Origin of the sequence: Thermogutta sp. (assembly GCF_014359955.1) — a bacterium.
Classification (GTDB): domain Bacteria; phylum Planctomycetota; class Planctomycetia; order Pirellulales; family Thermoguttaceae; genus Thermogutta.
Window position 1 is genome coordinate 1 of record NZ_JACIYL010000054.1, and the last position, 11,068, is coordinate 11,068.

Sequence of the window (11,068 nt, forward strand, 5' to 3'; positions counted from 1 at the left end):
CCTGGACAATCTCCTCGTATGCCGGCAGGAAATCTTTCTTCAACTCCAAACAGTGATGCCAGATTTTCAACGCCTCATCCGTATCGCCGGAAAGACGATACACCTGGGCGTGCACATGTTGCGCGTACACGTCGTCCGGGAATCGCCGTGCAACCTCATCCGCGATGCGGTGTCCCTGCTCCTTCATCCAGTCGCCGGTCAGGGGCGAAGGGAGTTTGGGCCATTTGATCGGGACGGTCTCCTGCGACTCACCCGATTGGTCGGATGGCGGCGATCCCCACACAGCCGTCGTGGCGGTGGGGGTTTGTTTTTCCGGCCTGGCTGATGCCGCTGGCACGGAAAAGTTGGAATGGCGTGCATTAGAGGATTCGCCCGGCCCGCAACCGGCACAGAACACCAGGCCAAGTACTGGGGCGATCGCGAAGAAATCAAAGCATCTCCGAAAACCGCCGGTTTCGAACTTGATACTCTCTGTGCGCATAAAGCACCCCGACTCATACGCTTGGGGGTTGCCGCGGCTTGATGTGCCCCTCGCGGTCATTTTACTCGCCGGCAGGCGTTAGCGAAAACGGCTCGCCTGCTCGACTGGTCAGGACTTCCGCAAAGAAGATAATGGGTTTTACTGTGGCTTTGGTGGACAAGCGCCGTTAACGAGCCCCCTATAATCAGGGGGCTGTATAAGTTTTACTGGGGCTTTGGTGAACATGCGCCCAACACGGGGACACGGTGCGTTGGTGAGCGGGACGTGGGTGTCCTCAGCGATAGCGACTGGTTTTCAATTCCGGGAGGAAGATCATGGAATGCCGGAAAGAGCGGAATCTCTCGTTTTGTACGTGTTCTTACGATCCCTGTCCGCGGAAAGGATTGTGTTGCGAGTGTCTCCAGTACCACCTCAAGAAGCGCCAGCTTCCCGGCTGCTGTTTCCCGCCGGCGGCGGAAGCGACTTACGACCGTTCGTTCGAACACTTTGCACGGTTAGTGCAGGAGAAAAAGGTCTAATTCTTTGACGTTCGGGGTGATTTATTCATTGGAATCTTTGCACGATTTGTTTGACGAGGCGCCCGGCCGGAGCTCCTGGGCACGGTTTCCGGAGCACAACACACGGAGCCTGTGGGGGCAATGCGTGAATGGCCCCTACCGCACGCCATGTCTTTCGAGTCCCAGACCCCCCTCCAGGTAGCTGGTGTTGGTCGATGCGAAGGTGGGAGTGCCACAGTCCGGGAGGCCACCGAAATAGAACAGGCCGGCGGAGCAATATTTGCGTCCCCGGATGCCTCATGTGATGGGGATCATTTACTTCCGTCACGGGGATTTCCCAATGCTATACTTGCAAAGGGACGAGATCATCTTTCGTCTCGTGGCGGGCGGGGACACTGCAAGTCCCTGAATTGAGCCGAAAAGAACATGCACGCATCCGGGCGGTTGTGGTTCCTGGGAGACCCCAGAATGACGCGAAGATCCAGCACTCGGTTCGCACGAGCACTTGATCGAAGGCGACGAGCCGGCCTGCTCGCGATTCACTATGCGATGATCTTCTTTCTTGCGGCGGCTGTGGTACTCAGTTTAGTCGTGTCCCTGGCACCTTCCCTGGGCTGATCGAGTTGCGGTTCGGGGCAGGTCGCTCCCAATGCTGGGCAGTTCCGCATAGTTGCGGACTGGCTAACGGGCTGGCCAATCGCCGCAACGTCACATTGTGTAACGCTGCTCGAGTACCGCGGTGATGGAATCGTATTCCAAAGCCGTTTCCAGAGCTGCTTTCTTGAAAATTTCCAACGCTTCCTTTTTCAGTGCCGACACATCCACACGACCTTTCAATTTCACCGAGAAAAACTCGGCACTCTCGTGGATCTCCCCTTTGCATTCGTTGGCGAGGCTGATGAAGCCATCCAAATCAATTGCGAAATATTTTTCCAACCACTGTCGGGCGGCCGAGAGAAGAGCCGACCGGCGTACCCAGAAAACGTCACCCAGCATGGTTCCCGCGTGGACTGCCTGCAGCAGGGCAGTATCGCATTGATTTGGTTGGTGATGGTGAGCCGCCGCCATAGGCAAAGGATTGGGCAGACCCCATCGATTGAGCAGGCAGGCTCCCAGGGTCGCGTGATCGAATCCGTAGTGTTCCTGCTCTGCTGCCGGAAGATGTTCACAGTGGCGGTGTTTGAGGTACAAACGCAGGTAGTTTCGGGTATCGACCTGACAAAACACGAGAACGCCGATTTCGGCAAGGAGCCCCGCGCAGTAGGCATCTTCGGGATTGGCCGCCTTCTCTCGCCGGGCAAGTTTCCCCGCCACGACCGCCGTCGTCAGGGCCCGTCTCCAAAAATCGTCGAATACTTCCGAGGGCGTCCCCCGCGTCAGTCTGTTGACAAGTCCGAAGCTCAACACAGCCAAGCGGAGCGACCGCGCACCAAGGAGTGTGATTGCCTGCCGCAGATTGGTGACATTGCGGGGCAATCCAAATGCAGACGAGTTGACAAGCCGAAGAATGGACGCGCTCAAACCAGGATCCGATTCGAGCAGGGACTCCACTTCATAAACGTCATAGTCCGGATCTTTTAGGATCTGAACCGCTCGCCAGGCGACCCCAGGCGAGGCGTGGAGTTCCTCCAATTTGTCCAGAAGCTGCTCCGGGCTAGCCAACTGCGCTGTGGAGCTTCGTGACTGTTGAGCGTCATCATCCCGACCACGAGCGAAGATCTGGGGCTGTTGCATATCGCCACCTGTGATTCCCGAGATTGTGTGGCAAGCCTGTTATCATCCCCACACGGGAGAACATGCCTCGTTGAAAGTATAGCTCACGCACCCGTCGAGAAGCGGCGCCTGTCGGCGGCACAGGACTTCCCCTTCGATCGCGAAAGTTCGTCCTCTTGACCCCCAATGAGGCGCGTGACCGGGTTCCCGGAATTCAGGTCTCTTGTTTTCCCCGTGATCACGAATTATCGTGATGGAAGACTTGAGCGTCACGTTGATGCCTGGACCAGAGGCTCTCTGCCCCGTGGTGCCGGCTGTGCAAGGACACAGTGCCTGCAAGAGCGGTGCAATTCCGTAGCGTCCCACCATTAAGCCCCCGAATTGGAGGAAACCGCCATGAGTCGTCGGAATGCCTCACTCTCCCGCCGGGATATGCTTAAAACGTCGGCAGCCGCCATAGCTCTGCCGACCATCATCGCCCGTTCTGCGTTGGGTTCGGCAGAACAACCAGCCCCCAGCGAACGGCTCACGCTTGGCTTCATCGGATTGGGAAAACAGAACCAGTATCACCTCGACTCGTTCCTTCGCATGAAGGACGTTCACGTTCTGGCCGTCTGCGAAGTGGACACCACGAGAAGAAATTTCTCCGTGGAAAAGGTCAACAAGGCTTATGACAACAAGGACTGCGCCGGTTACAACGATTATCGTGAGTTGATCGGTCGCAAGGATATTGACGCTGTGGTCATCGCCACTCCGGACCACTGGCACACGCATCCCATCGTGGATGCCTGCAAGGCCAAGAAGCATATTTACTGCGAAAAACCGTTGACGTTGACGATCGCCGAGGCAAAACTCTGCATTGATGCCGTCAACAAGTACGGTGTTGTTTTCCAGACGGGCAGCCAGCAGCGCTCCAGCCGAGAGTTCCGAATTGCCTGCGAGGCCGTCCGAAACGGCCGAATCGGAAAGATCAAGCAGGTGTACGCGGCGGTGGGAGGACCAAGCCGCTGGTGCGATTTGCCCGAAGAACCCATGGAACCCGGCCTCGATTGGAACATGTGGTTGGGTCAGGCCCCCATGCGGCCGTACAACTCTGTTCTCAGTCCTCGGGGAGTCCACAACCACTTTCCAAACTGGCGGGCCTATCGGGAATATTCCGGCGGTGGCATGACCGATTGGGGTGCCCATCATTTCGATATTGCCCAATGGGGTCTGGGCATGGACGATTCGGGCCCGGTGGAAGTGATTCCTCCCGACAACCCGGAAAAAGGTCAGGGAGTCCGCTGGATTTATGCAAACGGCGTCGAACTCATTCACGGCGGATACGAGGGTCGCGGGGGAGTGAACTTTGTCGGAACGGATGGAGTGGTCTATGTTGACCGTGGAAAACTTCAAAGTTGGCCCGAGGAAGTGGTCAAGGAACCACTCAAGGACAGCGAAAAAATCCGCCTTTATGAGTCCCCCGGTCATCACCGCGACTGGCTGAACGCCATTCGCGAGAACCGTCAGCCCATCTGCCCTGTGGAAGTGGGGGCTCGCTCTGTGACGGTTTGTCATTTGGGGAATCTCGCCTACTGGACGGGCAAGCGTCTCAAATGGGATCCACAAAACTGGAAATTCGTGGAACCCACGGAGGCCAATGAGTGGCTGGACGGAATTCGCAGAGAGCCTCGCCGGGATCCCTGGCAGTTGCCCACCATCTGAATTGAAGTTGCTTTGAATTCAAATTGGCAGGATCAAAACTGCCACCAGGCTGCGCCCCCTGAATTCGCTAGGGGGCGTGTTTTTTGGGATCGATTTGGCCCCCGTTCGTGTATTGTCGGGGCAATTCATGAATGGCCCCAACAGCTTGACCAGCCACTCAATCCAGCAGTTGGCATCGGGTCGGTGAACTGGATAATTCAAACGTTGTTATGGGACCTCACAAGTGGCTTTCTCGGAGGGGTCCTTCGGCGGGGCACGATTGTCGTGCCCGGCAAAACGCAAGGCATGCTCCAACGTTGGAAAGCGGACCCGACAGTCGGCTCTCCTCGGCCCGCATCTCGCTCCCGCGCGTATCCCTGGGGACGTCCGCCTCCCCATCGGCAAAGCAAAAGTGGGGATGAACCAGACGGATTCCGGGTTGCAGAGCGACCGGCTTCGCTTTAAGCTAGTTGAGCTAGCAGTTTTAACTGCTTTTTTCCAATCTTGAGGAAATGAGGAGAATGTGCGCATGGACGAGCCCTGGCAGGGAGGCGACATTCATAAGCGAAGAGGAGCGGAGAGCCTCCGGTTGGCCTGTTTGGCCCGACCTCGTTCCACGCTTGAATCCCAACTGAGGCGAAGCGTCTCGCGGGGACGGTGGTTTTTGCTCAATCGGCAGTATCCGGATGGCCATTGGCGGGCGGAACTGGAAGGGGACAGCATCCTCCAGAGCGAAACCATTCTTGTACTGGCGTTTTTCCACCGCGAATCGAGCGAATTGGTTTCGCTTCTGGCGTCGCGGCTTCTCGAAACACAAACGGCGGAGGGAGGATGGTCTCTCTATCCCGACGGTCCGCTGGACTTAAGTGCGACGGTTAAAGCCTATTTCGCCCTCAAGATCGCGGGCTTTGACATCCATGAGGAGCCCATTCGCCGGGCTCGGGATGCCATTCTTGCGCGAGGTGGTGCCGAATCCGTCAATAGTTTCACCCGGTTTTATCTGGCTTTTCTGGGACAAATTCCTTATTCGGCCTGTCCCGCTGTTCCGCCGGAGCTTATTCTCCTGCCCCGATGGTTTCCGATCAATCTTTATTCGCTGAGCGCATGGTCGCGCACCATGGTGGTGCCGCTTTCCATCATCTGGGCATTAAAACCGGTCCGAAACCTTCCACCCGAAAAAGGAATTCGCGAACTATTTCTCACCCACCCGGCGAATTGGCCTCTGACCAGGGGATCCCCGTCGGGACGTCTGCAGTGGTTCTGGAGCAGATTCTTTTCCGCCGTGGATCGCCTTTATAAGTTTCTCGATCGTCACCACATCGTGCCGTGGCGTAACAGGGCGCTCCGTACTGCCGAGTCCTGGATTCGGCAGCACCTTGAGGGAAGTCATGGTCTGGGAGCAATCTATCCCGCCATGGTTTGGAGTCTCATTGCTCTCAAGGCCCTCGGCTATGACGAGGAAAGTCCTCTGATGAAGACCGGATGGCGGCATGTGGAAGAGCTCGTCATTTACGATGAAGACAATCAAACCGCCCGCGTTCAGCCCTGTTTATCTCCCGTGTGGGACACGGCACTCGCCGTCCGCTGTTTGCGGGAAGCTGGGCTGGGGATCGACCATCCTGCGGTGCGGCGAGGCGTCCAGTGGCTTCTTCACCGACAAATTCTGAAACCTGGCGACTGGGCCGTCCGCGCCCAGGCTGAGCCTGGCGGATGGTGTTTTGAATACGCCAACGATCATTATCCAGACTGCGATGACACCGCTGCCGTCCTGCTGGCACTGGCGAGCCTGTTCCAGAACGATATCGCTCATGAGGATCTATTCCCGCCTCAATGGGAACTGATCCGTCAACCAGTGCGCAGTGAAGGCCCGGTTAATCATTCCACCGATGATCATCTATCCACTGGGCGGCTGCAGATGCTATCCCGCGAGGAAGCGCTCGCCGAAGCAACTGGCGCAATCGATCGCGGGCTCAAGTGGCTGCTGGCCATGCAGAACGATGACGGTGGCTGGGCTGCGTTTGATCGAAATAACTGCCGCCAGGTTCTCACCCAGGTTCCCTTTGCCGACCACAATGCCATGATCGATCCGAGCACGCCGGACGTGACAGGGCGCGTGCTGGAAGCTCTGGGGACTCTCGGCTACCGCGTCGGTCATACGGCTGTGGATCGTGCCGTGCGTTATCTCCGAGCAGTTCAGGAGCCAGACGGAAGCTGGTTGGGAAGGTGGGGAGTCAGCTATATCTACGGGACCTGGCTGGCTCTTGCGGGCCTGCGTGCCGTGGGCGTTTCCGAGAATGATCCCTGTGTACTTGCCGGCGCGACGTGGCTGATCGGACACCAACTCCCCGACGGCGGCTGGGGAGAAACACCCGAAACGTACGACAATCCTGCCAAGCGCGGGGCGGGGCCAAGCACGCCTTCTCAAACGGCCTGGGCCATCCTCGGGCTGTTAGCCGCCGGCAAGTCGCGACATCCCGCGGTCCTGCGAGGCGTGCGTTATCTGCTCGATCGTCAACAGAGCGACGGCACATGGCAGGAAGAAGCCTTCACCGGAACGGGATTTCCACGTGTCTTCTACCTGCGCTACCACCATTACCCTCTCTATTTTCCGCTCCTGGCACTTTCGCGGTTTGCCACTGTCAACGCACCTTATCTCGAGGAGCTTGACCTTCCCGAGTTGCGTGTGTTTTTTCCCAAAGAGGATAACCCATCCTCGGAGTCGCGAAGTGCGTAAAAGCTGCCAAGAAAGGACCTCCATCTCGTGCGATTTCCCTGGTCACTTGTAAAGACGATGAGCATACATCTGTTCCGCTCGCGAATGCGCGGACGGACACGACCGCCTCTCGTCCTAATGCTTGAACCCCTCTTCGCCTGCAACCTGGCGTGCGAAGGTTGTGGCCGCATCCGCGAATACGCGGCGATGGCTCATCAGCAGATGTCGCTCGAGGAATGTCTGCACGCGGCACGGGAATGCAATGCGCCCGTGGTCAGTGTGTGCGGCGGAGAACCGCTTCTGTATCGGGACCTTGACCGTCTTGTCTTGGGTTTGCTCTCCCAAAAACGATTCATCTATTTGTGCACCAACGGGCTGCTGATCCCGCGCTGGCTGGACCGGCTGCCACGCACAGAAAGCCTCACCTGGAACGTCCATCTGGACGGGATGGAGGCGACCCACGACGCCATCACTGGTCGGCCGGGCACTTTTCGTGACGTGACCCGCGCTATCCGTCTGGCCAAAGAGGCGGGAATGCGGGTGACCACCAACACCACCATTTACGCCTGCACAGATATGCATGAAGTGATCGTGCTGCTGGAATATTTAACCGAGCTGGGTGTGGACGGCATGCTGCTTTCCCCCGCTTATCCCTACGAGTGTCTCCAGCCGGCACCGGTTCCCCGTGCCTCCGTTACAGAAAGGCCCCAGCTTGCCCCAGGCGATTGTGCCACTGCACCAAGTGAGTTTGGCACACCGCCAGCCCCCATGGAGCAGAAAAACGCCGAAACCACCATCTCGGAGGAACGGTCGCTTTTTCTAACGCGGGCAGAAGTGGCCAGGAAATTTCTGTCGGTCAAAACCGAACTTCGGCGGTTCCGGTTGATCAATTCCCCCCTTTACCTCGACTTTCTGATGGGCTTACGTGATTTGCCGTGCGCCGCGTGGGCTTCACCGACACGGAATGTGTGTGGCTGGAAGTCTCCCTGCTACCTCGTTACCGATGACCATTTCTCCACGTTTCGAGAATGGCAAGAGAAGACCCCGTGGCAAAGCCTGGGGCCCGGTCGCGATCCCCGCTGCGAGAATTGCCTTGTCCATTATGGATTTGAAACCGGGGCCGTCTTCGCTGCCCAAAAATCCCTTCGCGATAGCCTCAGCCTGGCTCTCTGGCAACTTGGCCGATGACACCACTCCCAGCTTCGCCGTCGCAGACAAGCCTCGATAAAAGTCGGTGTTTGGGCGTGCCAGACGCCACTACCGTCCTGTAGAAGGATACAGCGGCACGGCGGGCACCCATTCCGAAGGGGAAAGTGCCTGAGGAGCGGGCAAAGTTTGATCTACGGGCGGGAGCCGTCGCGGTTTCTCCGACGCAAACCAGGGACTTTTGACAACTGTCACGAGTGGCAGTTCCGTCTCCACAACGGGTGGCTGCTCGATCTTGCGTGCCACGCTCGGCTGCGCATCGAGCGTCTGAAACTCCTCTTTCGGAGTTCTCTCGGAATCTTCCTTTGATCGCGATCGAAAGCCTTCGATCGGCACGAGCGGGGGCATATCGCCACCCTCGCGGGACGTCTCCATCCCTTTGTCGCTCTTTCCCGGTTTTTCCGTTTCGCGAGACGCTACTTCTGAAACAACCCCCGTCGAACCGGGTTGTTCTGAGGACGGACGGCTGACGCCGAGGGTCTTTGCCGGTACCGGTTCCGCTCGGGTCGGGCCGGTTTTGGGACTGTCGTGCAGCGGCTCCACCTGGGATGAGGGAATCATGATCGCCATACGAGGGGGGACCGCCGTCGCAACTTGGGGGGCTTGCAGTGCCCCAGTATTGGTTTCGGCGTTGAGTGACAAACCGCCGTTTCCCCATGTCCCGCCGGAATCGTCCCGATTTTCTGCTACAACGGGAGAAATTTCCAATTTATCCCAACCCGTCGGAGAGATCCGCGTGCTCCCACCATCCGACCGAGTGACGGCTTTCTGGCCGGCGGTCCTGGGCGTTTCTGGTGGGCAAGTGGGAGGGACCGGGCCCGAACCGCCGCCGGCGGTCTCGGACTGCTGTTCGGAGAGGGCCAAAGCCGCTCTCCGCGATGCCATCCCCTCTTTGACCAGGCGGTCCTTCGCCTGTACCATTTGCCAGATGCGGTCGTTGACATTGTGATACCGGTAAATAGCCAGCCCGACGAATAAGGCAAGCGTGACAAGCGGAGCGATTTGGAGCCAGAATCTCGGCATCACGTGTCTCAACTCCCACTGAAGAAGGGGTACACTCAAGGGGGGATTTCGCAGGGCATGGGGGGCTATTCAACCATACCCGCTGATTAGGCCCTGCGCCGCCTGCCCGCTTCCGTTTTTGGCCCGTGAAAGCGTGAAGACAAACGGTTGATGACGGCTGGGAAAAGTTTGTGGCAGTCACTTGCCTCGCGGCAATCCACGCAGCGCACAGGATCATCGGAGATGACCCACGATCAGAGACAGACAGAGCGTGCGGAACCCCAGGAAGCAATCGGAACTTGCCGGGAACTCGCACCCCCGAGTGCAACCCGGTGGAAGGTTTTTCTGGCAGGAGTCATGCAGGGATCGATGATCGACAAGGGGCTTGTGCCGCAGGATTACCGGGAGGAGCTCAAACGCCTACTGCGGCAGCATCTCCCCGAAGCCGACGTTTACGATCCCCTCGCCGATCACAAAAATTCTTTGGAATATGACCGGCGTACCGGTCGAGAGGTCTTTTTCTTTCACAATGAGATGTGTCGAACCGTGGACCTTCTCATCGCCTATCTGCCTCAGGCTTCAATGGGGACGGCCATCGAAATGTGGGAGGCCTATCGCCATGGAGCGATGGTGCTCAGCATCAGCCCCATGCGGCACAACTGGGTCGTCAAGTTCCTCAGCCACCGAATCTATCCGGACCTTGATGCGTTCAAGGTGGCCCTCGAAAGCGGCGAGATCCGTCAGTTGCTGCAGGACGGGGTTAAAAAAGGCTCTCGCGGCCCCTAAAAAAGCTTTGCCGGACACCTGCAGCTACTTGCTCTCGGTGCTCCTGCCTGACGATTCGCCCACCCTTTCGTCCATCCTCTGGCCTGGACTTCTTTTCTGGCAGCGTACAATATGCAAAGGCGACTCATGCGATGAGAAGGAAGTTGGTGGATGGGTCAACGTTTCGCTCATCGGATTTCTATGGGAAAAAGAAGGAGGATGATTCGATGGTTCGCACAGCCAGCACGATGATGCTCCCACTTGGGGCCAAGGCACCGGATTTCGCTTTGCCCGATACCGAGGGTCGCATCGTCCGCCTTTCTGATTTTGACGGTGCCCCGGCGCTGCTGGTCATCTTCATGTGCAATCACTGTCCGTATGTCAAGCATATTGCCGATCATCTGGCGCAGTTCGCTAAAGAATTTCAGGCCAAGGGAGTCGCGATCGTCGGGATCAATTCCAACGATGCGGCAAGTTACCCGGATGATTCCCCGGAAAAGATGCGGGAAGAGGTCAAACTTCGGGGATACACGTTCCCCTACCTGTACGACGAGACGCAGGAGGTTGCCAAGGCCTACCGGGCAGCCTGCACTCCTGACTTTTTCCTCTTCGACAAAGAGCGTCGATTGGTGTACCGAGGGCAGTACGACGACAGCCGTCCGGGAAACGGAATCCCGGTGACCGGGAAAGACCTGCGAGCCGCCATCGAAGCGGTCCTCGCCGGTCAACCGGTTCCGCCCGATCAAAAGCCCAGCCTCGGCTGTAACATCAAATGGAAACCCGGCAACGAGCCGGAGTATTTCTCCGCGTAGTGTAGCCCTGTGCCCCAAGCCGCCCGGGCCATACCTGCCTTACCGGCTCCCGCCAGACGCTGGCACGCCGTCAACCTTGCCGAGTGAGAGCCTGGGAGGCCGTGCAGGTGATATGAGGGCAGGGGAACACGTCAAGCCAGACCCTGCCCTCAGCGCCCCCACAGGAGTTCGGCAAATTCTTCCAAAAGGTCGTATT

The 11,068-nt window shown here is 58.0% G+C and carries 10 protein-coding genes; 7 read left to right on the forward strand and 3 right to left on the reverse strand.

Annotation, left to right across the window (positions count from 1 at the left end; genetic code table 11):
* Positions 1–481 (reverse strand): hypothetical protein (locus tag H5U08_RS03120; RefSeq protein WP_297029994.1); only part of this gene is annotated, 481 nt, incomplete at its 3' end.
* Between the two features lie 314 nt (positions 482–795).
* Here H5U08_RS03120 and H5U08_RS03125 point away from each other — a divergent pair.
* Both H5U08_RS03125 and H5U08_RS03130 read left to right on the forward strand, forming a co-directional pair.
* Positions 796–999, forward strand: a complete 204-nt coding sequence (locus tag H5U08_RS03125; RefSeq protein ID WP_297029996.1) for a DUF6485 family protein — start codon at positions 796–798, stop codon at positions 997–999.
* A 447-nt stretch (positions 1,000–1,446) separates the two neighbouring features.
* A complete protein-coding gene (locus H5U08_RS03130) occupies positions 1,447–1,596 on the forward strand; it encodes a hypothetical protein (protein WP_297029998.1) in 150 nt (49 codons plus the stop codon).
* A 90-nt stretch (positions 1,597–1,686) separates the two neighbouring features.
* Here the strand turns inward: H5U08_RS03130 and H5U08_RS03135 are convergent, their stop codons facing one another.
* Positions 1,687–2,712, reverse strand: a complete 1,026-nt coding sequence (locus tag H5U08_RS03135; RefSeq protein ID WP_297030001.1) for an HDOD domain-containing protein — start codon at positions 2,710–2,712, stop codon at positions 1,687–1,689.
* A 375-nt stretch (positions 2,713–3,087) separates the two neighbouring features.
* Here H5U08_RS03135 and H5U08_RS03140 point away from each other — a divergent pair, with 375 nt between their 5' ends.
* The 3 genes from H5U08_RS03140 to hpnH all read left to right on the forward strand — a co-directional run bounded on the left by H5U08_RS03140 (position 3,088) and on the right by hpnH (position 8,275).
* Positions 3,088–4,395, forward strand: coding sequence for a Gfo/Idh/MocA family oxidoreductase (locus H5U08_RS03140; RefSeq protein ID WP_297030002.1), 1,308 nt, complete (start codon positions 3,088–3,090; stop codon positions 4,393–4,395).
* A gap of 508 nt (positions 4,396–4,903) precedes the next feature.
* Positions 4,904–7,108 (forward strand): terpene cyclase/mutase family protein, encoded by a 2,205-nt coding sequence (locus tag H5U08_RS03145; protein WP_297030004.1) that lies wholly within the window; start codon positions 4,904–4,906, stop codon positions 7,106–7,108.
* A gap of 27 nt (positions 7,109–7,135) precedes the next feature.
* Positions 7,136–8,275 (forward strand): adenosyl-hopene transferase HpnH, encoded by a 1,140-nt coding sequence (gene hpnH, locus H5U08_RS03150; protein WP_297030006.1) that lies wholly within the window; start codon positions 7,136–7,138, stop codon positions 8,273–8,275.
* A gap of 69 nt (positions 8,276–8,344) precedes the next feature.
* Here hpnH and H5U08_RS03155 read toward each other — a convergent pair whose 3' ends face one another.
* Positions 8,345–9,319: a hypothetical protein gene (locus tag H5U08_RS03155; protein ID WP_297030008.1), complete on the reverse strand. Its 975-nt coding sequence runs from the start codon at positions 9,317–9,319 to the stop codon at positions 8,345–8,347.
* Between the two features lie 219 nt (positions 9,320–9,538).
* Between H5U08_RS03155 and H5U08_RS03160 the strand changes: the two genes are divergently transcribed.
* Positions 9,539–10,081 carry a hypothetical protein gene (locus H5U08_RS03160; protein WP_297030010.1) on the forward strand — a complete coding sequence of 181 codons (543 nt, stop codon included), beginning with the start codon at positions 9,539–9,541 and terminating at the stop codon, positions 10,079–10,081.
* A 206-nt stretch (positions 10,082–10,287) separates the two neighbouring features.
* Positions 10,288–10,872, forward strand: a complete 585-nt coding sequence (locus H5U08_RS03165) for a thioredoxin family protein (protein ID WP_297030012.1) — start codon at positions 10,288–10,290, stop codon at positions 10,870–10,872.
* Positions 10,873–11,068: the final 196 nt, after the last annotated feature.

Coding starts and splice junctions, on each gene's coding strand:
- H5U08_RS03125 (WP_297029996.1), top strand. CDS start 796: ATGGAATGCCGGAAAGAGCGGAATCTCTCGTTTTGTACGTGTTCTTAC.
- H5U08_RS03130 (WP_297029998.1), top strand. CDS start 1,447: ATGACGCGAAGATCCAGCACTCGGTTCGCACGAGCACTTGATCGAAGG.
- H5U08_RS03135 (WP_297030001.1), bottom strand. CDS start 2,712: ATGCAACAGCCCCAGATCTTCGCTCGTGGTCGGGATGATGACGCTCAA.
- H5U08_RS03140 (WP_297030002.1), top strand. CDS start 3,088: ATGAGTCGTCGGAATGCCTCACTCTCCCGCCGGGATATGCTTAAAACG.
- H5U08_RS03145 (WP_297030004.1), top strand. CDS start 4,904: ATGGACGAGCCCTGGCAGGGAGGCGACATTCATAAGCGAAGAGGAGCG.
- H5U08_RS03160 (WP_297030010.1), top strand. CDS start 9,539: ATGACCCACGATCAGAGACAGACAGAGCGTGCGGAACCCCAGGAAGCA.
- H5U08_RS03165 (WP_297030012.1), top strand. CDS start 10,288: ATGGTTCGCACAGCCAGCACGATGATGCTCCCACTTGGGGCCAAGGCA.